This window comes from Sphingomonas sp. Leaf23 (genome assembly GCF_001421585.1).
In the GTDB taxonomy this organism is placed as follows: Bacteria; Pseudomonadota; Alphaproteobacteria; order Sphingomonadales; family Sphingomonadaceae; genus Sphingomonas.
Map to the genome: position 1 here is coordinate 425,290 of NZ_LMKR01000001.1, position 23,730 is coordinate 449,019.

Annotated in this window: 17 protein-coding genes and 1 riboswitch; of the genes, 9 read left to right on the top strand and 8 right to left on the bottom strand. The window is 65.3% G+C overall.

Going from position 1 to position 23,730, the window contains the following annotated elements; genetic code table 11:
• Nucleotides 1–3 precede the first annotated feature (3 nt).
• Nucleotides 4–3,198: an efflux RND transporter permease subunit gene (locus ASE67_RS02065; protein ID WP_041394292.1), complete on the top strand. Its 3,195-nt coding sequence runs from the start codon at nt 4–6 to the stop codon at nt 3,196–3,198.
• Between the two features lie 79 nt (nt 3,199–3,277).
• Here the strand turns inward: ASE67_RS02065 and ASE67_RS02070 are convergent, their stop codons facing one another.
• From ASE67_RS02070 to ASE67_RS02085, 4 genes are all read right to left on the bottom strand, one after another.
• Nucleotides 3,278–3,760 (bottom strand): c-type cytochrome, encoded by a 483-nt coding sequence (locus ASE67_RS02070; RefSeq protein WP_041394294.1) that lies wholly within the window; start codon nt 3,758–3,760, stop codon nt 3,278–3,280.
• 12 nt (nt 3,761–3,772) lie between these two features.
• Nucleotides 3,773–5,008: a molybdopterin-dependent oxidoreductase gene (locus tag ASE67_RS02075; RefSeq protein WP_055756327.1), complete on the bottom strand. Its 1,236-nt coding sequence runs from the start codon at nt 5,006–5,008 to the stop codon at nt 3,773–3,775.
• 89 nt (nt 5,009–5,097) lie between these two features.
• A complete protein-coding gene (locus ASE67_RS02080) occupies nt 5,098–6,249 on the bottom strand; it encodes a TDT family transporter (protein WP_041394297.1) in 1,152 nt (383 codons plus the stop codon).
• Nucleotides 6,246–7,118, bottom strand: coding sequence for a LysR family transcriptional regulator (locus ASE67_RS02085; RefSeq protein WP_041394299.1), 873 nt, complete (start codon nt 7,116–7,118; stop codon nt 6,246–6,248). Before ASE67_RS02085 ends, ASE67_RS02080 begins: the two co-directional genes overlap by 4 nt.
• 146 nt (nt 7,119–7,264) lie before the next feature.
• On the opposite strand from ASE67_RS02085, the gene ASE67_RS02090 reads away from it, so the two are divergent.
• Nucleotides 7,265–8,332, top strand: a complete 1,068-nt coding sequence (locus ASE67_RS02090; RefSeq protein ID WP_041394301.1) for a sulfite oxidase — start codon at nt 7,265–7,267, stop codon at nt 8,330–8,332.
• Complete coding sequence (locus tag ASE67_RS02095; RefSeq protein WP_052075880.1) at nt 8,329–8,841, top strand: MgtC/SapB family protein; 513 nt, start codon at nt 8,329–8,331, stop codon at nt 8,839–8,841. The genes ASE67_RS02090 and ASE67_RS02095 overlap by 4 nt, the downstream gene beginning before the upstream one ends.
• A gap of 50 nt (nt 8,842–8,891) precedes the next feature.
• Here the strand turns inward: ASE67_RS02095 and ASE67_RS02100 are convergent, their stop codons facing one another.
• Genes ASE67_RS02100 through ASE67_RS02115 form a run of 4 tightly spaced genes read right to left on the bottom strand, consistent with a single transcriptional unit; the run spans nt 8,892 to nt 11,976 of the window.
• Nucleotides 8,892–9,662, bottom strand: coding sequence for an anti-sigma factor family protein (locus ASE67_RS02100; RefSeq protein ID WP_052075881.1), 771 nt, complete (start codon nt 9,660–9,662; stop codon nt 8,892–8,894).
• Nucleotides 9,659–10,168: an RNA polymerase sigma factor gene (locus ASE67_RS02105; RefSeq protein WP_041394245.1), complete on the bottom strand. Its 510-nt coding sequence runs from the start codon at nt 10,166–10,168 to the stop codon at nt 9,659–9,661. The genes ASE67_RS02100 and ASE67_RS02105 overlap by 4 nt, the downstream gene beginning before the upstream one ends.
• 1 nt (nt 10,169) lies before the next feature.
• Nucleotides 10,170–11,609, bottom strand: coding sequence for a YncE family protein (locus ASE67_RS02110; protein ID WP_041394247.1), 1,440 nt, complete (start codon nt 11,607–11,609; stop codon nt 10,170–10,172).
• A gap of 1 nt (nt 11,610) precedes the next feature.
• Nucleotides 11,611–11,976, bottom strand: a complete 366-nt coding sequence (locus ASE67_RS02115) for a DUF305 domain-containing protein (protein WP_229668351.1) — start codon at nt 11,974–11,976, stop codon at nt 11,611–11,613.
• 167 nt (nt 11,977–12,143) lie between these two features.
• Nucleotides 12,144–12,220: riboswitch (Fluoride riboswitch) on the top strand.
• Between the two features lie 23 nt (nt 12,221–12,243).
• Between ASE67_RS02115 and ASE67_RS02120 the strand changes: the two genes are divergently transcribed.
• The 6 genes from ASE67_RS02120 (at nt 12,244) to ASE67_RS02145 (ending at nt 23,705) form a co-directional block, all read left to right on the top strand.
• Nucleotides 12,244–13,602: a voltage-gated chloride channel family protein gene (locus tag ASE67_RS02120; protein WP_041394249.1), complete on the top strand. Its 1,359-nt coding sequence runs from the start codon at nt 12,244–12,246 to the stop codon at nt 13,600–13,602.
• 25 nt (nt 13,603–13,627) lie between these two features.
• Complete coding sequence (locus ASE67_RS02125; protein ID WP_055756328.1) at nt 13,628–14,011, top strand: DUF190 domain-containing protein; 384 nt, start codon at nt 13,628–13,630, stop codon at nt 14,009–14,011.
• Nucleotides 14,012–14,823: 812 nt separating this feature from the next.
• Nucleotides 14,824–15,594 carry a hypothetical protein gene (locus tag ASE67_RS02130; protein WP_055756329.1) on the top strand — a complete coding sequence of 257 codons (771 nt, stop codon included), beginning with the start codon at nt 14,824–14,826 and terminating at the stop codon, nt 15,592–15,594.
• 135 nt (nt 15,595–15,729) lie between these two features.
• Entirely contained in the window at nt 15,730–21,918 is a 6,189-nt protein-coding gene (locus ASE67_RS02135; RefSeq protein WP_055756330.1) for a hypothetical protein, read from the top strand.
• The gene (locus tag ASE67_RS02140; protein WP_055756331.1) at nt 21,902–22,627 is read left to right on the top strand and encodes a hypothetical protein; all 726 of its coding nucleotides are present in this window, start codon (nt 21,902–21,904) and stop codon (nt 22,625–22,627) included. Before ASE67_RS02135 ends, ASE67_RS02140 begins: the two co-directional genes overlap by 17 nt.
• On the top strand, nt 22,620–23,705 hold the full coding sequence (locus ASE67_RS02145; RefSeq protein WP_055756332.1) for a hypothetical protein: 1,086 nt from the start codon (nt 22,620–22,622) through the stop codon (nt 23,703–23,705). The genes ASE67_RS02140 and ASE67_RS02145 overlap by 8 nt, the downstream gene beginning before the upstream one ends.
• The last annotated feature ends 25 nt before the right edge of the window (nt 23,706–23,730 follow it).

Here is a 23,730-nt window from a genome sequence, read left to right on the forward strand (position 1 = left end):
CCAATGATCGGCCGTCTTGTAACTTTCGCGGTCGAGCGCCGCTGGCTCGTCCTGCTTTTCACCGGGATCGCGGCCCTGGTGGGTGCTCTGGCGCTGCAACGCCTTCCGATCGATGCCGTCCCTGACATCACGAACAATCAGGTTCAGGTCAACGTGATGGCCCCCTCTCTGTCGCCCGATCAGATCGAGCGGCAAGTATCATTTACGATCGAAACCTCGCTCGCTGGCATACCGGGTCTGGAATATACGCGCTCGCTCAACCGGAACGGCTTTGCGCAAATTACCGCCGTATTTTCCGATGCCACTGATATCTATTTTGCCCGCCAACAGGTGGCCGAACGGCTGCGTTCAGCGGAGGAACGCCTACCCCAAGGCATCATGCCGGAAATGGGGCCTATCGCTACCGGCCTTGGCGATATTTTCATGTGGACGGTCGAGCTTCGCGAGTTGGACAAGGTCCGGCATCGCGACGGGGAACCGGGGCTGCAACGTGATGGCAGCTATATCACGCCGGAAGGCGAGCACTTGGTCAGCGAAGATGACAAGGCCACTTACCTGCATACGGTTCAGGAATGGATCGTTGCTCCCCAACTTCGGGGTACGGCCGGCGTCGCCGGCATCGACTCCCTTGGGGGGTTCGATCGCCAGTATCTCGTCATGCCCGACCTTCAACGCCTAGCCGCGCTGCGCCTCACGATACAGGACCTCGCGACCGCATTGGAGCGCAGCAATAGCAGCATCGGCGCGGGCATCGTGGACAGTAACGGCGCGGGCCTTTTCGTCCGCTCCGACGCGCGCGTGCGAACCGCGAACGAACTGGCGCGGACGGTCGTGGCGACCCGCGAAAACGTCCCCATCACGCTCGATCAGGTCGCGACCGTCAAAGCAGGCCACGGCATTCGCACCGGCTCCGCTTCCGAAAACGGTCACGAGGTCGTGGTCGGCACAGCTGTCATGCGCATCGGCGAGAATAGCCGCACCGTCGCCACGGCTGTGTCCGATCGCCTGAAAACAATCAGCCGCTCGCTTCCGGCCGATATCATCGTGAAGCCGGTGCTGGATCGCACCAACCTCGTGAACTCCACGATCGCGACTGTCGGCCGCAACCTTGCGGAGGGCGCGGTGCTGGTCATCGTCGTGCTGTTCCTGCTGCTCGGCAATATCCGGGCGGCATTGATCGCGGCCCTGGTTATTCCTGTCACGGTGCTGCTGACCAGCGCCGGCATGCTACGTGCCGGGGTGTCGGCCAATCTAATGAGCCTCGGCGCGCTCGATTTCGGCCTGATTGTCGATGGCGCAGTCATCATTGTAGAAAATGCCCTGCGCCGCTTAGCGGAACGCCAACACGAGCTGGGCGAACGCCTTTCGCTAGAGGAGCGGCTTGCGATCGTCGCCGCGTCCGCGCGCGAAATGATCCGCCCATCGGTGTACGGGCAGGCGATCATCATCCTTGTCTATGCCCCGCTGCTCACCTTCTCGGGCGTCGAAGGCAAGATGTTCGAGCCGATGGCGCTTACCGTCATCATCGCGCTCGTGTTCGCCTTCATCCTGTCCCTGACATTCGTCCCTGCCGCCATCGCGGCATGGATTGGCGGACGCGTGGATGAGAAGGAAAGCCGGGTCATCGCAGTGCTGAAACAGCGCTACGAACCCGGCCTGGATGCCGCCATGCGACGCCCGAGCATAACGATCGGCGCTGCGGTTGTGGCTGTGGTAGCAGCTGTCCTGGCCTTCTCGACGCTGGGCCAAGAGTTTTTGCCTCAGCTTGATGAAGGCAACATCCTTGTTCAGGCGTGGCGGCCTGCGGGCACCTCTGTCAATCAGAGCCAGAAGATGCAGTTTGCAGTCGAGAAGATGATCGCTCGCGAGCCGGAAATTCGCTTCGCGTTCTCGCGTACCGGCACGTCCGAAATCGCCTCCGATCCGATGCCGCCCAATGCGACGGACACGTTCGTGATCCTCAAGCCACGCGACGAATGGCCTGATCCCAGCCTGCCTAAGACTGAGCTGGTCGAGCGCCTTGAAAAGAAGCTCAAGACCATTCCCGGCAATGGCTACGAGATCACGCAGCCTATCCAGATGCGCTTCAACGAGCTGATCGCGGGCGTCCGTGGAGACTTGGCGGTCAAGGTGTTTGGGGATGACTTCGGGCAGATGAACGCGACCGCCAATCAAATTGCGGCAGTCCTCCGCAAGATCCGTGGTGCGGCTGATGTGCAAGTTGAGCAAACCGAGGGCCTGCCGCTGCTCGATATTCGGCCGAACCGCGATGCGATGGCGCGTGTTGGTGTCACTGCCGGCGACGTGCAAGATACCGTTGCCGCGACGATTGGCGGTCGTGAGGCGGGCATGATCTTCGAGGGCGATCGGCGCTTCCCGGTCGTGATCCGCCTGGCGGAAACCGCACGGGCTGACCTACAGGCGATCGGGCAGATACCTATTCCTACGCCCAACGGCTCCTACGTCCCTCTGGGGAGCGTCGCGGACGTTGCTGTCGGGGATGGTCCAAACCAAATCAGCCGCGAGAACGGCAAGCGCCGCGTCGTGGTGCAGGCCAATGTCCGCGGTCGCGACGTTGCTGGCGTGGTGGCTGACGCGCAGGCCGCGATCGACGCGCAAGTCACGCTCCCTCCCGGCACCTACCTCCAGTGGGGTGGTCAGTTTCAGAATCTGGCTGCGGCGCGCGAGCGGCTGACGATCGTCGTCCCGATCTGCTTCGCGGTCATCATGTTGCTGCTCTATGGTGCTCTCGGCAGCGTCCGCGACGCGGCCCTGGTGTTTACCGGCGTTCCTCTGGCGCTGGTGGGCGGCATTCTCGCGCTCGTGTTACGCGGCATGCCGTTCTCAATCTCGGCCGCTGTCGGGTTCATTGCGCTGTCGGGTGTGGCTGTGCTGAACGGGCTGGTGATGGTTAGCTCGATTCAGGAGTTGATGCGGCAGGGTATGGCGCGGGCGCAGGCGGCGAGGGAGGGTGCTCTGACCCGTTTCCGCCCCGTCGCCATGACAGCGCTCGTTGCATCCTTGGGGTTCGTCCCAATGGCGCTCGGGCACGGCGCGGGGGCGGAAGTGCAAAAGCCGCTTGCTACGGTCGTGATAGGCGGCTTGATCTCCGCAACGTTGCTGACTCTATTCGTGCTGCCAACACTCTATGCGCGCTTTGGACAGGCACGGGCTGATCCGGTCCCACAAACCACCTGACGGACGTATTGCTTTTACGGATCGTCTCCCAACGGCTTTTCTAAGACGATGGTATTTCGGGATTATGGAAGTAGATCGGTTAGCCTGTTCCACCTGAGACACCGGGAGCCGCCTTGGGGTCGGGATCCTGCGCCTTGCCTGTCGCGGGTGCCGCCTTCTGGCTCGGCATAGCGATGAGATAGGCGACGATCGCGTCGACGTCCTTCTCGGCCACCGGGGCCTTGTACACCTTGCGCATCTTGGTGACGGTCGCCTTCCACTGATCCGCCGATAGCGATGGCTGGGTCAGCGCCATGCTGGCCGAGTGGCACGAAGTGCAGTTGGCGTTGATGACGTTGGCGTGCGGACCATCGGGATAGGTCGCTTCGTCGACCGGCAGGTCGACGCTGGTCGAGGCGAGCGAAAAGCCGCGGGCTGAGACGCTGGTGGGCGGTGCCGGCTCGGATGTCTCGGAGATCGGGGCAGGCGCCTTGCGGCTGCTCGGCGCCCCGATCGAGACGAGGATAATGCCGGTCAGGCCGATCAGGCCAGCGGCCATGATACCGGGAGACGGGGTCTTCATGCTACTCGCTCCTCAGGCCGCGATGATGGTGGTGGTCTCGATATTGCCGCGCATGAACCCGCCTGGGTTCCAGATCGGCTTCATCGGCTGAGCGACACCGTTGGCGTTCCAGCAGCGCACCATGATGGGGTTGGGACCGCGCCTAAGCGGCACGCGACCATCCCAGCGCCGGAAGCTATACTTGCCCTCGTCCGCTCCGAGCGTCGTCCTGTACCAGGTGCGGCCACCATCGGATGAGACATCGACCTTGGCGACGCCGCAGTCGCCGCCCATCGCGATCCCGCCAACCGGGATGGACGCTTCATAGGCGATCGCCTGGCCATCCGGCAGGCTGGTCATCCAGCTGCGCGGGATCATGCGATTGATCGGCACGGTCGGGAAGTCCTTGGCACCGGGCGCGACATTCGCGCCGGGTGTCGCCGGTATCTTGTAGGCCTTGGCCATCCAATACTGGTCGTCAGGGCCGGGCAGCACCTCGATCGCGTTCAGCATCTTGACCCAGTAGGTCGAATACCAGCCCGGGACGATCAGCCGGCAGGGAAAGCCGTTGAGGAGCGGCAGCTGCTCGCCGTTCATGCCGAAGGCGATCATCACTTCGCCGTCGCGGGCATGGTCGATGTCGAGCGCCTTCTCGAAGTCAGGGGCGCCCGCCACAACCGGCTGATCGAGCGCGCCGAAGCGCACCTGTACCGCGCCTGCCTTGACCCCCGCGAGGTTCAGCACGTCGCGCAGGCGCACGCCGAGCCATTTGGCATTGCCCATCGCGCCGTTGCCCCATTGCGCGCCGGCGACCCGGGGCTGGAACAGCCCACGGCTGTTGCCCGAACACTGGTTGATCGCCGCCATCTCGACCCGCGGCAGGCGCAGCAGTTGGGCAAGGCTGATCGACAGCGGTCGGTTGACGTGGCCGAAGACGTTGAGGCGGAAGCTCTCGACGTCGATCGAGGTTGGAATGTCGGCCCAGTGCCAGCGAACGAAGAACTGGTCGTTGGGCGTGAACACCGACTTGTCGAACACGTCCATCGGCGTCTCCAACAGCGGAGGATGGATGCGTTGAAGGATCATGCTGCCCTTGCCAGGAAAGGCGCTGGTCATCGGCCGCTCGGCATTGCCGCCAGGCAGCTTCAGGTCGACGAGCTGCTGCGCCAGCGCAGGTGCTGCGGCAAGGCCGGCGGTGCCGAGCGCCGTACGCCTGAGAAAGCGGCGACGGCTGGTTTTACTCGCCAGCGCGGCGTCAAAATTGTACATGACAAGGCTCTCCTGTGGCCAGCCACGCTGGCGGATCGAAGCGGCGTTCTGCAAGTGATCGGACCGACTGATCCGATCATCAGGGTGGATCAGTTCGGGGTAGCGATGCAGGGCGAGACGAACAGGTTGCCGCGCCATGCTCCGGCGAGCGTCTTGGCACCGACCAGCAGCCACATCGCCGCGAGCGCGATCGTCAGCACCGTGCCGACGATACCGAAGAAGCCGAGGTTCAGCGTCGTACCGAGGCGGAAGGTGGCGACGGTGTAGACGCCGAGCGGGAAGGTATAGCCCCACCAGCCAAGGTTGAATGGGACGCCGGCGCGCCAGTAGCGGATGGTGATGAGCGTCGCGAGCGCCAGCCACCACAGGCCGAAACCCCACAGGCAGAGCCCGACGACGACGCCGATCCCTTGCGCGACGGTACCGACATCGACCAGCCCGTGCGCCGCGAGGATCGCCGGCGCATCCGCCCCAAGCACCAGCATACCCAGCGCCCCGGTGCCGATCGGCCCCAGCGCGAGCCAGGATGATGCCGCCATGCTCTCGTGCGGGAGCTTGTGGAGCGCCATGCGCAGGATCAGGATAGCGAGGATGCCAAACGCGACCGGCACCGAATAGGCCCACAGCACATACGAGGTCGCGAGCGTCACGATCTGCGCGTGGGGATCGACCAGATGCGGCGCGAGCAGCCCGCCGCTGGCACCCGCCACTTCCGCTGCGACGACCGGCAGCAGCCATACCGCGGTCATGCCGTCCAGGCTGTGCTCGTGGCGGGTAAACATCAGGTAGGGGATCAACACGCCGCAGGCGAGCGACATGGCGACGTCGATCCACCACAGGACGTGTGCGACCGGCACGATGCCGTTACCGAACCGCACGATCCCGAAGGCGAGGCATCCGTTGATGATCGTCGCCAAGCCCATCGGAATGGTCCCGATGAACATCGACACGGTGTTGTGGCCGAAGATGCGCCGTGCCTCATGCCCGAACATCGCCCAGCGCGCGCCATAGAGACCGGCGAACAGGATGAAGAGCGCGATGTTGAAGAACCACAACACCTCGCCAATCGGTTTGAGCGCGGGGCCGATGCCGGGCACCTGCGGCAGCGCGAGAGCGAGGATGCCGGTGCCCATGGTCGCGGCGAACCAGTTGGGCGTGAACTGGCGGATCATCTCGCGCGGATGGTCGAGCCGGCTGAGCGGCTTGAGGCCGGTCAGGACCGGAGGTGTTTTGGCAGTCATGCGACCTGCTCCTTGATAAGGTCCGTCAGCGCGTCCGCCGCGCGGGTGCGATAGCGTTCCTTGTGGCGCAGCGCGTGGAAGGCGCGATCGGGCAGCCCCAGCGGCAGCTCGACCAGATCGCCCGCCTTCAACGCACGAGCGACGACCAATCGCGACAATACGGCGACGCCGGCACCGGCCTCGACCGCGGTACGCACCGCCTCGTTGGACGGCAGCGTCATCGCTACCGTCAGCTGGGCCGGATCAAACCCGCGCGTTCGCAGCACGTCCTCGAAGGTCGAGCGCGTGCCCGAACCCTGCTCGCGGACGATCCAGCGTTCAGCGCGAAGCCAGTCCTCGTCGACGCGCCCGGCGTCCTCACGGCCGACCAGCACCATCGGGTCACGCCCGACATTCCAGAGGGCGAGCGCCGGTTCGTCCACCTCGCCCTCGACGAAACCGAGCTCCGCCGCGCCGCTCAGGATCTGCGCTGCCGCACCTTCGGTGTTGTCGATCGCCAGTTCGACCGCGATCTGCGGGTGGCGTTCGTGGAAGGCGGCGAGCTTTGCCGGCAACCAGTAGCTCGCGATCGTCTGGCTTGCGACGATCCGCAACGAACCACGGGCAAGCCCGGCATAGTCCGCCAGCATCGTCTCGGCATGCGCTGCCCGCCCCAGCACCGCGCGCGCTTCCTCCAGAAAGCCGCGGCCTGCTTCGGTCAGCTGGATGCCACGCCCGACACGGTGAAACAGAGGAACCCCGTAGCGCGCCTCCAGAGCCGCGACCGCGCCGGACGCAGCAGACTGCGTGACGTTCAGCGCCTCCGCTGCCTTGGTGACGTGTTCGCGCTCGGCGACACCGACAAAGATTCTGAGCTGCTCCAAGGTCATGCAGCTTATATCGCGCACTCTGATCGATACGACCAACCGTTTGATCTGTTTATTTCAATCTGGATACCGGAACGATCGGTAATCCTTCGTCTGCGATAGTCTTGAAGACTTGAAGCGATCCGCGCGCTTGCGGCGTTGGTTCGTCCATGACTGATATGATCGAGCGCAAATCCGAGCCCTACAACGCCGAGCCGACGCCCGGCGCGCTGATCGAGCGGTTCCTGACGCCGCAGGCGCTGTTCTACGTGCGCAGCCATGGTGCGGTGCCTGATCTGCCTGCCGATCACCGGATCGAGGTCAGCGGGATGAGCATGGAAAGACGCTCCTTCTCGGTGGAGGAATTGAAGAGCGCGTTGGCCACGCGGACGGTGACGGCAGTTCTCCAGTGCGCCGGCAACCGGCGCACGGATCTCCAGCCGGTCGCAAAAACGTCCGGCGACCCCTGGGACGTGGGAGCGATCGGCAATGCGGAATGGACCGGCGTACGACTGTCCGACCTACTGGATGCCGTCGGTGCGCCGGATGCGTCCGACCTGTTTGTGGCGTTCACCGGCGCGGACGAGGTGGACGTCGAAGGCGAGGAAGCATTGTTCGGGGTCTCGATCGCCATGGACAAGGCGCGGCAACCCGACGTCCTCATTGCCTGGGCGATGAACGGCGAGCCGCTGACGCCCGAACACGGCGCACCGCTCCGCATGGTGGTGCCGGGCTATGCCGGGGTGCGGAGCGCCAAATGGCTGACACGGATCGAGGTGCGCGACACGCCATCCGACGCACCGATCCAGGCGCACGACTACAAGCTCTTTCCTGCCGATGTGACGAGCGACACCGTCGACTGGAGCCAGGGTCTGACCATCAATGCCATGCCGCTCAACGCCGCGATCTGCGTGCCCGGCTCTGGCGAAAGCCTGCCGGCCGGGGAGGTGCGGATCGAGGGCTATGCCATCGCCTATGATCGCCGCGTCTCTCGGGTCGAAGTGTCGATAAACGGTGGTCGCGACTGGCAACAGGCGACGTTCACCGATGATCCGGAGGCGCACTGGGGTTGGCGGCGCTGGACCCTCGACGCCACGCTCGTCAAGGGGCGCCAGCACCTTGTCGTGCGCGCCTTCGACGAGACTGGACAGGGTCAGCCCGAGCGGCCGGATACGATGTGGAACTTCGCCGGCTATCTGTGCACCGCCTGGCATCATGTGCACGTGCTGGTCGAATGATCGAAGCATCAGCGGCATCGGACCTCGGCTTTTGGATCGACGCGATCGGGCGGCTGGTGGTGGCGACCGCGGCTGGGATGGTGCTCGGCTGGGAACGCTCGCGCGAGAACCGGCAGATCATGGGCTTGCGGACGCTGGGCCTCGTCGGTCTGGCGAGCTGCATCGCCGTGCAGGCGATCGTGCACAGTGGCTTGCCGAATGTGAACGCCGATGCCGCAGGGCGGGCGATGCAGGGCATTTTGTCTGGCGTCGGTTTCATCGGTGCCGGTGCGGTGCTGCGGGTCGGCCAAGGTCAGGAAGTGCATGGACTGGCGACCGCCGCGTGCATCTGGGTGACAGCCACGATCGGCGCGGCAGCAGGGTTGGCGGTGTGGCCGCTCATCATCGGCGGGTTGAGCCTTGCGATGCTCGTACTGTTCGTCGGCGCTCCGCTCGAACGTCGCATTCGCGAGCGGGCCAGGCTGACTCCGGCAGAGGCCGACCGGAAGGATGCCGAGCGCAAGCCGTGATCCCGCTGGTCCGCCCAGTGCCTGTCGCGCTGAGAACCGGCCACGCGCTATCAGGACACAAGCGCCGCATCGGCCTGGCGCCGGACCTCGTTGGCGATCGGATGCAGCTCGGCAGCGGGGCGCTCCCCCACCACACTATAGCCGATCCCGTCGACCGCCCATGTGACCCGGCCCATGGTCCCGCTGGACGTGCTGGTCATGCTTGCGCTCTTGTCGATTTGCATGGGCCTCGTCAGCACCGCGAGCTTCGACGCTTGCGGTCCATCATAGAGGAGCAGCGCCGCAGGGCCGTGGGGCGTCGCGACCAATCGCCCCCCGCCATAGCGGTAACCCGCTGTGCTAAGGTCCGGGATGGTCACGCGCTCACCCAATCGGCTGGAGGTCCACCGGATCAGCATGGCGCGCTGGTCGGGGCCGATTTCCGCCGGTCGGATCCGGTCGGCGGCATAGACACGGAAATTGTCGCTCGCCTCATTGGCCAGCGCCGCGATGCCCGCGTGGGGTTCGCCGCTCCACCGCGCGCTCGACCAACCACCGCCAAATCCGACCGCCAGCAGAAGCGACGCGGCGATGGCGAGTTGCCAAGGCGGTTGGCGTTGCCGTCCCCTGATGGCTGCGACGCGCATCGTCGCCGGGATCGGTTCCTCCGCGATGGGAGCGAACAGGGACGCAAGGGCTCGCGCCTGCTCCGCCTGCTCCCGCAAACGGGCATGCACGTCCGGCTGGCCTTCAAGGTAAGCGTCGACCAGACGCTGCCGCTCGGGCGACAGCCTGCCATCGATCCACGCGGCCAGATCGTCTTCTCCGATCGGGCTGGTCATCGAATACTCCTTAATCGTGGCCGTTCATCCTCCTGGAGGAGCGTCGCCAGACGGTCGCGCCCCCGCGATATGCGCGACATCACCGTTCCCAGCGGCACGCCGACGACGGCAGCGACTTCCCCATATGACAGACCTTCGACGGAAATGAGGAGCAGCACCGTCCGCTGCTCCTCGGGCAACGCATCAAGTGCGCGCAACAGGTCTCGGTGGTGCAGGCCTGCGTCCTGATCGGCCGGGTGGCCGAGCGCAGCGTCGTCCACGAGGTGGAGCGGAACCGCCGTACCTCGCCGGCTATGCTGCCGCTGATGGTCGACCAACAGATTGTGCAGGATCGCATAGATCCAGGGGCGAACCTCCGTCCCGCGTCGTTGCCGCCAGCGCCCGACCGCGCGCTCAAGGCAATCCTGCACCACGTCATCCGCCATCGCCCGATCGCGCAACCACGACCGGGCATAACGGCGCAGACCGGGGACCAGGGGCTCGATCGCGGCGGCAAGCGGGTCCATCTCAGTCGCGCTGCACCTGCACGATGCGGCCCGGTGCGCCATTCACTACCTCGGCGACCGCCAGAAAGCGCCGGGGGGCCGCTGCACTGCCCTGAACGATCTGCCGGATCGGACCCGATGCGTTGACGATCGCCGCACCTGCCGGATTGCTCATGAAGTTCGCAAGGGGCTCTACCGCACCGCTGCCGTCCGCGTTGGCGGTGAGCACGAGCATATAAGGCTTCTTGGGCTGCAAACCGGTAACGGCACTCTGCACGACCTGAATGATGCCCTGGTCGAAGAGGGTAATGCTGCTTGCCGCACCATTGCCTCCAACTGGCCCCATGTTCAGATGCACCGCCTTGCCTGCCGTACCGAGCGGTTGGAGATTGTCGGTGCCGGGGCCTGTCGGAATAGCGTTCGGCACATAGGCGATCGCCTGCGGTGCCTGTCCGACCGGCACGGTGGCAACGACCTTGTTGCCGGCGGTGTCGATCGCGGCAAGTTCATCGGCATTCTCCAGCCCGACATAGATGCGCCGGCCGTCGCCCGATGGCCAGACGCCGTGCGGCATCTTGCCGACCGGGATGGTAGCGACAAGCGCGAAGTCGGACGTGCGGAACACCTTCACCGCGTTTTCCCCGCCCACCGTGACATAGGCGAACTGTCCCCTGACCGTGCGGGCGAAGTTGACGTGATTGGTGATCGGTCCGGTATCCAGCACCTTGAGGATCGCGAAAGGCGGCCTGGCATCGAATGCGACCGTCTTGCCGATGTCCTTCAGCGTGAACCACACCTGCTTGCCGTCCGGCGTCGCGGCGATGTTGGGACAGAACGGACTCGGCTGCGCCACCTGTCCGACCTGCGCGTGGGTCGAGACATCGAACACGGCCAGCACCGGATTGAACGAGGAACAGACATAGCCGTATCGGCCATCGGGAGAGAAGATCGTCATGCCCGGACCACCGGGCGTCTTGATGCGACCGGTCTCCTTGTACGTCGTGGGGTCGAGCACGGCGATGTAATCCTCGCCGCGTACCGTAACCCACACCTCCTTGCCGTCCGGCGTGAAGAACGCCTCATGCGGGCTGCGCCCGACATAGGTCGTGTGCTTGACGGTGTTGGTGGCGGTGTCGATCCACGACACGGCGTTGGATCCGATCGACACGACCGCCAGTGTTTTCCCGTCCGGCGAGAAGCCGAGGCCGTGAACCAGCACCTGCCCCTTGTAGAGCGGGGAAAAATTCATCGGCTGCGGATCGCCGAGCTTGATGACGCCGAGCAACCTGTTGTCGGCCGGGTCCGTCACCGACACCGTGTTGGAGAATTGTTCGGATGCATAGACGCGGTCGCGGTGGCTGACAGGCACGTCCTTGGCGTTCCACGGCGCCTGCTGGGCCATGGCAATGCCCGGTGCGGCGCTCATCAGCAAGGCGGCCGAGCGCAGGAAGGTCGGGATCATGTCAGTGCTCCATATGGCTGTGGTGGTCGCCGCCCTGCGTCGGGGCTGGCGTCGAAGGGGGTAGCGGCTGACCGATCGCCAACTTCATGGCGGCGATCTCCTGCTGCTGATCGATGATGATCTCCTGCGCAATGCGCTTGAGCTGCTCGTTATGGCCGTAGCGCAGCTCTGCCACCGCCATATCAATGGCGCCCTGGTGATGCGGAAGCATCATTGCGACGAAGTCGCGGTCGACGTCGCCGGACGGCTTGACCATCATGCCCGCCATCATCCGGTCCATCGCGGCAGATACCATGCTGGCGTAGCCATCGGCGGGGGCGGCCGCGACTGCGCCGGTGAGCATGGCCGAAGCAGTCAGACCCAGCATCCAATTTCGTCTACGCATAAGCCTCCGGCGCATCAGTCTCGAAAGCGTAGACGACGCCCGTCGGGGTTTATTCCATGGGTGCAGTCATTTTATCGATCTTCACCAAGACATATGGTCCCTTCGCAACCCTGCGGTTGGTTGACCAGGTCGCCGTCGGACATCATATGCTCGGGCACGGCGATGGATTTCCGCCGGGCCATTCGGCCGAACCGCCCTCGCAAGGGCCGATGATTCCTACCAAGCGCCGCAAGGCAGCAAGGAGGAATCGTGCGCGCGACATTTCGCAATCTCTACGACCAGTTCAACATGGCAGCGTTCATTCGCGATCGCCGCACCCATGCCATGTCGGTGCTGCGGTGGGCTTTGATCCTGGTCCCGATGGCCGCAACGGTGGGAACGCTCTGCGCGGCCTTCTTGTGGAGCCTCGATGCCGTGACCCGGCTTCGCTTTGCCTTTCCCTGGCTGCTCTACCTGCTGCCGATCGGCGGGTTCATGGTCGGACTGCTCTACCATCTGACAGGGCGCTCGGTCGAAGGCGGTAACAACCTCATCGTCGAGCAAATCCATGAACCGGGGGGCGGTGTGCCGCTGCGCATGGCCCCGCTCATCTTCTTCGGCACGGTCGTGACGCACCTGTTCGGGGGATCGGCGGGGCGTGAAGGCACCGCCGTGCAATTGGGCGGCAGCCTTTCCAGCGGCTTCGGCCGCGCACTCAAGCTGGATGCGGAAGCGACACGCATCCTGCTGATGACCGGAATCGCGGCGGGCTTTGGCGCGGTCTTCGGGACGCCGATCGCGGGCGCGGTCTTCGCGCTGGAGGTCCTGGCGATCGGCCGGGTCGAGTATCGTGCGCTAGTACCATGCTTGGTCGCGGCACTGGTGGGTGACTGGACCTGTCTTTCCTGGGGCATTCATCACGGCGCCTACCATGTCGATGCGATGGTGCCGGTCGACGCGTCGCTCGTCTCAAAAGCCAGCCTCGCGGGCGTCGTATTCGGATTGGTCGGGCTGGCCTTTGCAGAGGCCAACCATGCGCTCGGCGGATGGCTGAAGCGCGTGATACCCTATGGCCCACTACGACCCGTTATCGGTGGTTTGGCCGTGATCGCGCTGGTCTGGCTATTTGGCACGCAAGATTATCTCGGCCTAGGCACGCTGGCGGCAACGCCGGGTGGCCTGACCATTGCCAGCTTCTTCGGCTCCAATACGTACCCGTGGAGCTGGGCGCTGAAGCTGCTTTTCACCGTCGTCACCCTAAGTGCCGGCTTCAAAGGCGGGGAGGTGACCCCGCTGTTCTTCATCGGCGCGGCGCTCGGCAATGCGCTCGCGCCCGTATTTGGAGTGCCGACGGGGGTGTTCGCGGCGATCGGCTTCGTCGCGCTGTTCGCGGGTGCAGCCAACACGCCGCTTGCCTGCACCTTCATGGGGATCGAATTGTTTGGCGCGACCTATGCCGTGCCGATCGCAGTCGCGTGCTTCGTCGCCTACCTCTGCTCAGGCCACAACGGCATCTACCTGTCGCAGCGCGTCGCTGTACCAAAGGTACCTGCCGCACACCTCACACCCGACGCGACCCTGCGCGATGCCCGCACGCACCGCGCTTCTCGCCGGCGCACGCGCGCCTGATCCTGTTTCCTGTCGAAAGCCCGTCATGCCCAACCGTTTCACTGTCCATCACCGCGAAGTCGGGATGCTGCGCATCTATCTAAAACCGTCCGACAAGATCGGCCCGCGTCGCTTCTGGGGGGCAAAGCCGCTCTATCGTGAGCTGATTCGCACCGCGAAGGCGGACTGCATCATCAACGCCGTCGCGCAAAATACCCATTACGGCTTCAGCAATCACGAATCGATCCGGGAGAACGGCTCGGAAATTGCCGATCCGCATCTGACGATCTGTGTCGAACTGGTCGGCGATCACGATCAGCTCGACCTTTTCTGTCGCCGGCATGGAGATCTGCTCGGCGACAAGGTGATCGTCTACAAACGACTGGAGCATTGGACTATCACGCGCAAAACTGAGCTAACCAGAGCCTGATTGGCGTTCCCGTAAAGGAAGGTCGAACGGGACAAAACGAGCGGAGCGGCCTTTCCTATGCCTATAGGGGGCAGTTTTCCCGAAATCTGTTCCCGTTTGCTCTTTCCCGAAAATGTCCCGGAGAGACGGAAAAATGGGACTGCCAAATGGTGTGCCGCAGCAGCCAGTGTCACGGCGGGGGAGCGTGCAACGAATGACTTCTGATCGGGCGATGCTGCCCCTCGGTCGAGAACCGATGACTGGCCGTTCTTGGCGATAGCGGTCGTACCCGTGACCTGACCGGAACGGCAAAAAATGGTCGAAATGTGCCGAGGCGACCGAGACCCACAATCTGTCGTTCGCGGATCGTTATCGCATTCCCATTTTCCGCCGTTCGTTCACGCGACCTAGGGTTCAGGTTTCGTTTGATCACAGCTAGAAGATGACGGGCGCAGCGCGGGCGACCGCCGAGAAGAAGACGGTAGGGCAGCGGTCGTAGCAGGCGGGCGAGTGGCTCATCTCCAGTGTAGGCCCGCATGCCGGGTGTCGGCGATCACGAAGCCGCCTAATTCGATCATGATGTGGACGGACGTGGGCTCGGCGACCGCCGGGCCCGGAAAATCTCAGCCACTCTCCTGACCGGGGAGCACAGGTTCTGGACGAATCGGCCGCATCGTGCGTCACCGCGTGACAGCCGCTTCAGGCTGCACCGCGGAAGAAGACTTATCCGACAGCATGGCCAAGATGGCGAAACGGTACCTGGACACCCATCTGGACCCCAACCGAAGTTTGCGAAGGGCGCGACAATACTAGCCGATAGTGAACATGCCGAGATGGTCCGCTTGCTCCTCGCGGATATCCAGGAAATAGTCCCCCTGCTGTTCAAGCAGCGCCAGCCGTTGAGCGAGGGCTCGATCAGGCTGCTGTCGTCGCTGATGCGGCGTTGGTTGGTCGACGGCGACCTAAAGAAGCTGCTCGCACCGCTGCGGACCGACGCCACGTTCGTCGTGCAGGGCAACGCGGCCGCCGTGGAATATCAGGCGAGGACCGGCGCCTACCGCTACCTCCTCACCGGCGGCATCATGCTGGACGGGAGGCCGATTCGCTTCATCGGCGACAGTCCGCTCGAGCCGCACGAGGTCGACCGGTCGTTCATGACCGAGGCGCGGGCAACGCTACCGCTGAAGCGGTTCCTTTCGCAGCCCCGGCTGTTGTACGACGGCCAGTGGTTCACGACCGCGGATATTCTGCGCTTCGTCGCCAACAAGCTGGGCGGCAACCACGTCGACTTCGACCGCACCGGTCAGTGGGCGAGCCTGGACAAGGCCAACCGCTACATGGCGTTCGGCGGTCCAGCACTGGCGGAACCGCCCGACGGATCCGAGATCTACCTGCGGGTCGCGCCAAGCAGCGAGGAGGTGCTTGGCGGCACGCACTTGGAGACCGTCGCGGCGGCGGCGTCCTTCGTCCAGTTGTCCATTGACGGCGTCCAGCTATGCACGGTGAAGAGCGAGCGAAGCCTCGTGGCGCGACTACGCGACCTACTAAAGAAGCGCCCGGGCGCGACGATGGTCGAGAGGTCCGGCTCGGCATCGGAGGAATAGGCCTGCAGACGATCCAGACGCCGCGTATCCCAACATCATGGCCGACCGAAGCAGATCGGCGAAGATTATGCTGGGCTGCACGGCGTTCTTAGTCCATTCTAATCCTTCGACGATTAGGAGTGGACCGAAGAAGGCGTGGCAGGCGAAGAGTTCACCGACCTCGTCCGGTTCCGGAACGACGGCGAGGACTTCCACATCAACTGGACGACCCGTCGCGCGCTTAGGATCCTCGGCGGGCGCGATGGCCTCGTCGCGGTCGCCGTGGAGGGGATCTCGGATCGCGACCGCTACAAGGGACGACGGATCGCGGAGGGGCTGCTCGTGGCCGACACGGTTGAATATCACGACGGCGAGACGCTGGAGGACGCGAGCCTCATCGTCGTGAATCAGCTCAAATACTCCACGCAGCATCCCGACAGGCCATGGTCGTGGAGCGACGTCGAGCCGATGATGGAGCAGTTCGCCGCCCGATACCGGAAGATCGCGCGGGAATGCGGAGTTGCTATGGCCCGGTCGAAGCTCCGCTTCCGCTTCGTCACAAATCGTCCCATCTCGAAGAACGTGCTCGACGCGATCGACCACCTAATAGGTAAGAGGGCCGATCCGCCCAAGGGACACGCGCTGACCGTCACGACGGCTATGCCAACGATCACGAAGCTCGCCGGCAATCCGCTCAACACGTTCCTGAACCTCGTGGATCTTGGCCATCGCGAAGCCTCCCGGGAGGCCGTCGCCGCGCGGGCCGCTAAAGAAGCGAACGACCTGCTGCCGTCGATCGCGCGCGATCCCGTGACTGTGTTGCGCGACACCGTCCGGCGCTTCGGCACCAGCACCCACGCGGAGGATCCGACGATCCGCCTGGAGACGGTACTACAGGCCTTCGGGGTCGACGATCCAGCTAAACTGTTCCCCGCACCCTCCGAGTTCGAGGATTTGAAAAAGCCGGTCGTCAGGCGTCAGGAGCCCGAGCTCGCCGAAGTCATCCGGACGGCGGCGACTCCCATCCTCGTCACCGCGAGCGGCGGGACCGGCAAGTCCATCATCGCACAGCGTATCGCCGGTTCACTTCCGGCAGGTTCCGAGACCGTGCTGTTCGACGGGTTCGCCGGAGGCAGATACCGTGTCCCATCGGAGAGGCGGCACCGGCACGACGTCGGTCTAGTTCAACTCGCCAACGAACTCGCTGGCAGGGGGTTGTGCGACGTGCTGTTACCGGTGGGCGGCGGCGACCGGGAGCTCCTGGTGGCGTTCCGGGACCGTTTGCGGCAGGCTGCGGCGCTCGTCCGGAAACGGTCGCCCGACGCACTTGTCGCCGTCGTGCTGGACGCTGCCGACAACAGCGTCTTCGCGGCCAGACTCCACCATGACGCGCCCTTCGTATCGAGCCTGCTCGCTGAGCCGCCACCGGAGGGATGTCGGATTCTCGCGCTCGCGAGACCCGAGCGCGTAGGGGGACTTCATGCCGACAGCGTCAGGGTATTCCCGCTCGAGGGATTCAATGACGAAGAGACCGGCAACTTCGTCCGACGGCACGATCCGAGCGCCGACATCCGCGACTTTGCGACCTTCCGGCGCCTCACCTTCGGCAACCCCCGCGTCCAGGCAAACCAGCTTGCGCTCGCCGGGACGCTTGCCGCCGCCATCGACCAGTTAGGGCCGGGTGGCCTTTCGGTCGAAGACGTGATCGAGGGCCAGCTCGAGAAGGGACTCGCCCAAGTCCGCGACGCGCAGCCGGAAGCGGACATCGACGCGCTGTGCACCGGCCTCGCCGGGCTACCGCCAATGGTCCCGATCCGCATCCTCGCGCAGATCGGAGGCGCCAGCGCGGAGCAGATCGCCAGCTTCGCCAGCGACTTCGGTGGCGGAAGGCCTCTGATGCTCCGCGAGGACGCCCTCCAGTTCCGCGACGAGCCGGTCGAGAAGTGGTTCATCGACAACTTCGTGCCCGACTCCGAGGCGGCGGGAAGGTTCGTGGACCGGCTTGCGCCCCTCGCCCTCTCCGACGCCTACGCCGCCCTGTCCCTCCCCCAGCTCATGCTGCAGGCCGGACGCCATTCCGCCCTCATGCACTTGGCGCTGGCGAGCGATCCGGGTTTCGCCGACAAGCCGGTCGAACGGCAGGCCATCGTCCTGCAGCAGGTTCGCTTCGGACTTCGCTCGGCCTTCGAGCTCGACGACATGACCAGCGTCGCGAAGCTGTTCGTGCGTGCGGGCGAGCAGGTGGCGACCTCCGAACGACAGGACCGGTTCCTCCAAGACAATGCGGACCTCGTCCCGCTGCTCAGCGGTGCCGAGGTCACGCAGGACTTCGTCCATCGGCGCTGGGGAGGCAGCTGGTTCGGGTCGGTCAATGCCTATAAGGCGGAGATGCTTGCGGTCATGCCGGAGACCCGGGACGAGGCCAGGGGCTTCCTACACCTCGCGCTACGCTGGCTGGACGAATGGGTCAGGCGGGCCCGTGCGCGCGAACCCGACGACTGGACCCCAATTGAGGATTCGATCGACGAGGACAGCGTGGCGGCCATGCTGTTCGCCACCTGCCTGCTGGAAGGCGCGCAAGCCGCCGCCAAGTTCGCAGAACGATTCACGCCCGGCGACTTCCGCTTCAAGTTCACCCTCTCGTGCGCACGTAAGATGCTCGACGCTGGCCGCACGGTGGAGGTCGGTAATCTGCTGGACCGGCTATGGTCGGGCGAAGCGAGGGCGGCCGTCCACTTGGCCCAGAAACAGCGAGGCGCTCACACGGGCGTCGAATTGGTCCGCCAGACGATCAACGCCTTGACCGCGACGGACCTCCCGGCGGGCCCGTTCGGATACGACGACTCGAACTTCGCCGACGCCCTGCTGACGGTCGCCGAATGCGGCGCCAAGCACGGTTTGCGGGACGAGGCACTCGAACTGCTGGGGCGGGCGAACTGGTCGATGTCCAGCCATCCCCTTCCCGACGTGGGCGGCCGCATCGTCCGGTCCATGCGCGCCACAGCCCTGACAGCCACGCTCTCCGGGTCGGTGCCCTCGATCGAGGATCTCTGGAGGCGCGCGCATCGCGGTTCCAGTGAGGAGCTACCCCCCGTCCGTCCCGAATTCCGCGAAATACACGACAGGCTGCTGCCGACGTTCCTGCTGCGCGCGCGCGTGCTCACGGGCGAGAGGCTTGACGCGCCGGCGGAGATTGAGGCGCTGTCGCAGGGCCGAAGCCTGGTCGGTTTCGACAGGTGGCAGGAACGCGAGTTTCGCGGCACGCGCCTGCTGGCCGAGGTCGAGCTCCTGGCATGGGCTGGCGTCCTCGACGAGGAACTCCTTCAGGGCCGCGAGCGGAAGGCCGCAGGGGACAAGACCCTTTGGCAGCAAGAGTGCTTGACCCTGATCGGGATGCTCACCCCGTTCGAGTCCCTGCATGGCGAACTGATCCGGCTCGGGGGCGTCGCCGCCGAGACCGGCGAGGACGCGCATGATGACGCCGAAGTCCGCACCGGCCACCTCGCGGCGATCGCCCGCGAGCTGATGCCGATAATGAAGGAGGAGAGCGCCGCCTTCTTTGCAAAGGCACTGGAGGAGGCCGACAGGGTTGGGGAGGAGCTGCACGAGCGGCTCTACATGCTCCTCGAGATGGGCCGTTCCCTGGCCGGCGACGCGCGGGCACCGGAGCATGGATACCGCGTGCTGCGGCTGGCCGAGGTCTACGCGCAGATCAACAGCCACAAGTTTCCCTGGCACGAAGTCTTCAAGACGCTGGCGCACATGCACCCCCCGACGGCGCTCGCGGCGTTGTCGCGCCTGGACAGCCGCGAAAGAGTCGCCATCCCGACCTATCTCTCGGACTTAGGAGAGACGCTGCTCAAGGCGGGCGTGATCGGCTTGGGCATGACCGCGGCCCTCCACGCGTTCGGCGGCGTGTGGCGGTTCAAGGACCTTCCAGCCCTGCTCGCTGCGCTCGCCGGGCCCGTGCAGGCCGAAATTGGCGAACGCATCCTGCGCGACATGGTCGACGAGAAGTATGACGCCTGGGACATGCGGGACGCGGTGGCGGCCGTCGAGGCGGTGTCGCCGATTCCTCCGGACATAGCCGCCGTGTTCGCGCGCCGGCGGGCGTCGGCGGATCGCAACGCCGGCAACTACACGCCGCGCCCCGAGCCCGTGATCGACCACGCCGCGATCGTCGCCGGCAAGCACCTCACGGATCCGGTCGACGTCGCCGCTGCCGTCGCCGAATTCAAGGCCGCCGCATCCTATGGAGCGTCGCTGGATCCACTGGCTGCGGCAATGCGCGGGCAGATCACGGTCGCCCAGCGCATCGACCATCTCCGCACCGTCGCGAAAGCGGAGGTCGACGTTGAGGACGCGCTCGCGCTGCTGTCACAGGCCGCGACCGCCTGGGCACCCAGCCTGGCCATCGCGCAGGAAGGGCGTCGGTTGGCCGCCGACATCATCGAACGACGGCCCTTCGATCTGCTGAGCTATCACTGGAAAAGCGCGACTGGAGCGCTCCTTCAACTCACGGAACTCGATCGTCCTGATCTGCTGCGCCTTCTGATAAGGGGCATCGGGACGCAGGTCGACGAACTGGGATCGTCGTCGCTCTTCTGGCTCGCCCGGCAGGTCAACGAGGATCTCCTTGAGCCCAAGGACCGCCACGAGGTGCTCGCCTTCACGCTGGACAGGTTCGAGGCGATCGTCTCGGCCGACGAGCCCGATGGCGACTGGCGGGCCGCACTCGTTCCGTCGGAGGACGTCCCGACCTCGGTGGCGCTGCTCGTGTGGACGAGTCTCGGTGATCCGAGCCCGAGACGGCGGTGGCGCGCGACGCACGTCGTGCGGCGCCTTGCGAGGCATGGTGAGACCGAGACGCTCGACGCCGTCTTGGGCCAGCTGTCCGAGACCGGCTGCGGAGCGTTCATCGACCAGCGGCTGCCGTTCTACGCCGAGCTCGCCCGGACCCACCTACTGGTCGCGATCGCGCGTCTAGCGGACGAACTGCCAAATAGCGTGATTAGCGCGATCCCCCAGTTGCGACGCCTCGCCGATCGATCCCAGTTGAACGTCGTCCAGCGGCAGTGGGCGGCGCAGGCGCTCCTTACGCTGGAGGCCGCCGGAGAGTTCACCCCCGATCCGTCCGAGCGCGAAGCGCTGCTTCATGTCCTCGAGAGGGATGCGTCCAGACGTCCAATCCCGACGCCGAGTGCCAAACCGAAAGGCGAGGAATACCACTTCCCGTTCGATTTCGACAGGCGCGAGGCGAACCCGATCGCCAGCGCGTTCGAGGTCTCCCAGATCGAACTGCGGGCGCGCGCGGCCCGCGCGATCAGGGAGCGGCTCGGCCGCGAACCGGTCCAGGCTTGGGTCGACGACCCGCGCTCGTCCCTAGGCGTCTACGACCACCGCTACCGCGAAGGTCCCGAGAAGGAGACGCTCGCGACCTACGAGGCGTGGCAAGGCCTGTTCCTCGCGGTCGGCGAACTGCTTGAGGGCGACGGCCCGACTCCAATCCTCGTTGGCGAGGAGAGCTACCTGCTCTGCGAGCATTTCCTGTCGGCTCCGCCGATGTGGCAGTCCGACCTGCGCGATCCAGACCCGACCTCGGACTGGCCGGAGCCGGTCGGCGGTCGGGACAACGACGACTGGCAATGGCGCGTCGCTGCAACTGACTTCGAGAACGCGTTGTTCGACGCCGATGGCGGCATGCGGATAGCGGGAGACTGGACACGGCACTGGAGCCTCGCGCGGGAGGGCGGGAGCGTTGGTTCGGCCTTGGTCCGCCCCGAGTTCGCGATCGACCTCCTCCGCGCACTACAGACGTTCCCGGGGCGCTTCCCTTGGATCCCGACGGACGGCGGAGATATTGACCTCAGGTTCCAGAAGATGCGAGTGACGCCCTGGATCGCGAACGACGACCGCGCCGACGGAATCGACACTTCCGACCCGTTCGCCGGCACCCGCGCCGCCACCTTCTCGCCAGGCCGGATTGTGCGTCGCATACTGCGCCTACGGCGATCCAACGACCGGCGGACCTGGCAAAGCACAGAGGGCCGTCCGGCGTTCCACGCCCGGCGCACGGCGTGGGGTGAGCCGCCGGAGGACCGCCAGGACGAGCGACTGGACCACGGCAGCACGCTGACCGTCCCCATCGAGCACGTCGTCGGTGTGCTGAAGGCACTCGAGCGAAGCCTTATCGTGCGGGTCGGGCTGAAACGATACAGTTCGCGTGGAAGGGACGAGGAGCCCAGCACCTATGCCAAATACTTCATCCTCGACGGCGACGGCCGCCTCACTTGGCTGGGCGGAGACCGTCGCGCTTGGCAAGCAGCTGATGCAGCAGCTGGGTGACGGGGCCAACGACCTCGCGCTTAGCTGGATGGCGCACCACGTCGCCCGCCTGATGACGGAGGCGCAGGAGGCGAAGGGCGCTCAAGCGAACGAGGCGCAAGAGAGATGTCGACGCGCGATCCTCGATCTTTGGAAGGCGCGGCACGCGATCTTCGACCGCGCGCCGCTGCAGTCCGTCGAGGAGGTGGGATCCGCCGTCCGCGCGCTACGCGACGGTGACGGCTGGTTCTTCCGGCGCTTGGGGGATGGCGGGGAATCGTCGGCCCGAGAGGTGCAGTTCGCCCATGTGGTGGACCAGGGTGCGCGGGCGATCATAAGGGCGTTGATCGGCGACGCGGTTCGCCAGGGCCTTGCCGAGGAGAAGGACTGGATCTGGCTGGTCAGGAGCGGGTTTCCCGACATTGAGCCGATCGTCCTCCTCCTCGAGGAGGCGGTCGTTACCTCGCAGCCGATGGATGGCGAAGCCCCGAAGGAAAGAGGTGGCGGGAAGTCCGCTGTCGACACGGAGGAGGCAGCCGCTGCGAGCAGGCTGCAGGCCGAGCGGAACGAGCTCGTCGGGCGCCTCCGCGCGTTCGCTTCGGTCGCCGAGGAGATCGCCTCCCATCTCCAGACGCCCCGCAGGTTCAAGCCGGGCGGCAAGGGCGGGCGCGGCCGGAGAGCGACCGGCGACGGCCACCAGCTCAAGTCGAGGAAGCGTCGCGATGGATAGCCAGATGATCGGGCGTCGCGGCGAAAAGCGCTTCGACCTCATGTGCTCGGACGCAGGCGTCACCTGCAACAGGTCGATCGAGGACGACTACGGCTGGGACAAGCTGATAGAGTTCCCCGCCCGCCTCGTGCCGTTCGCCTCGATCGACATGCAGCCCGGACACGTCGTCGCTGCCGTCCAGGTCAAGACCACGACGGGCTCGTCGCGGACTGTCTCGATCAGCCTCTCCAACGCGTTGCGCTATGCCAAGTCCGACATTCCGCAGTTCGTCGTGCTTGTTACGCTCGACGGGGCGGAGCCACGCTACTTCGCCCGGCACGTCTGGAGTGTGCTGATTGCCGACTGGCTGAAGGCCGCTCGCCAGGCGGACGCGAACGGCGTGACCGCCACGCACCAATCATCCGTATCCCTCGGCTTCTCGTTGCAGGACGAACGCGGCCCCGGTCTGCTGGACTGGATCAGGGCAGAGGTCGAGGCCGTGCCCGCGCCCTACGCGACGGCGAAGAGGCGCTTCGTCGATACGGTTGGCTTCGAACATGGCTTCGGCACGGCGCACATGACGCTAACCCTTCGGAACGTCGACGAGATGATCGACATCCAGCTGGGGCTCCGCCCGCACGTCGACGCCAAGCGCTTCACCTACACCAGCGAGCGCTTCGGTATCCGCGCGCGAAGGCCCGAGATCGACGAGAGTGACGTTCAGGTCCACCTGACCCCGGAAGGGAGGCGGTGCACTCTACGGCTCGAATTCCACAACGGCGAAGGGCTGACCGTGCCAGCAAGGCTGTATAGCGCGCGCCGCTGGCTCCTTCGCGGTCCGAGTCGCGTCCCGCCCGCTCGAGGTGATCGTGGGGCCGAAGGACCGGATCCGCGCCCACGCATCGTTCCAACGCGACGACACGGCGAAGCTGGAGGAGATTTGCGCCTTCGCGACCCTGATGGCGAGCAAGCCCGGCGAGGGCGTCTCGATCCACGCGAGCGTGGACGGGCAGGACCTCGACCTCGGTTCGATCACGATGAAGCAGGCCGGCCAGAGCGAGGCGTGGGGGTTGCTGGCGCTCGGCACAAACGCGATTAGGACCATTGTCATTACGGCCGGGGCA

Bases quoted from the DNA above. Each gene is read 5' to 3' on its own strand.
- ASE67_RS02065 (WP_041394292.1), top strand. From the start codon at position 4: ATGATCGGCCGTCTTGTAACTTTCGCGGTCGAGCGCCGCTGGCTCGTC.
- ASE67_RS02070 (WP_041394294.1), bottom strand. From the start codon at position 3,760: ATGAAGACCCCGTCTCCCGGTATCATGGCCGCTGGCCTGATCGGCCTG.
- ASE67_RS02075 (WP_055756327.1), bottom strand. From the start codon at position 5,008: ATGTACAATTTTGACGCCGCGCTGGCGAGTAAAACCAGCCGTCGCCGC.
- ASE67_RS02080 (WP_041394297.1), bottom strand. From the start codon at position 6,249: ATGACTGCCAAAACACCTCCGGTCCTGACCGGCCTCAAGCCGCTCAGC.
- ASE67_RS02085 (WP_041394299.1), bottom strand. From the start codon at position 7,118: ATGACCTTGGAGCAGCTCAGAATCTTTGTCGGTGTCGCCGAGCGCGAA.
- ASE67_RS02090 (WP_041394301.1), top strand. From the start codon at position 7,265: ATGACTGATATGATCGAGCGCAAATCCGAGCCCTACAACGCCGAGCCG.
- ASE67_RS02095 (WP_052075880.1), top strand. From the start codon at position 8,329: ATGATCGAAGCATCAGCGGCATCGGACCTCGGCTTTTGGATCGACGCG.
- ASE67_RS02100 (WP_052075881.1), bottom strand. From the start codon at position 9,662: ATGACCAGCCCGATCGGAGAAGACGATCTGGCCGCGTGGATCGATGGC.
- ASE67_RS02105 (WP_041394245.1), bottom strand. From the start codon at position 10,168: ATGGACCCGCTTGCCGCCGCGATCGAGCCCCTGGTCCCCGGTCTGCGC.
- ASE67_RS02110 (WP_041394247.1), bottom strand. From the start codon at position 11,609: ATGATCCCGACCTTCCTGCGCTCGGCCGCCTTGCTGATGAGCGCCGCA.
- ASE67_RS02115 (WP_229668351.1), bottom strand. From the start codon at position 11,976: ATGCTGGGTCTGACTGCTTCGGCCATGCTCACCGGCGCAGTCGCGGCC.
- ASE67_RS02125 (WP_055756328.1), top strand. From the start codon at position 13,628: ATGCCCAACCGTTTCACTGTCCATCACCGCGAAGTCGGGATGCTGCGC.
- ASE67_RS02130 (WP_055756329.1), top strand. From the start codon at position 14,824: ATGGTCCGCTTGCTCCTCGCGGATATCCAGGAAATAGTCCCCCTGCTG.
- ASE67_RS02140 (WP_055756331.1), top strand. From the start codon at position 21,902: ATGCAGCAGCTGGGTGACGGGGCCAACGACCTCGCGCTTAGCTGGATG.
- ASE67_RS02145 (WP_055756332.1), top strand. From the start codon at position 22,620: ATGGATAGCCAGATGATCGGGCGTCGCGGCGAAAAGCGCTTCGACCTC.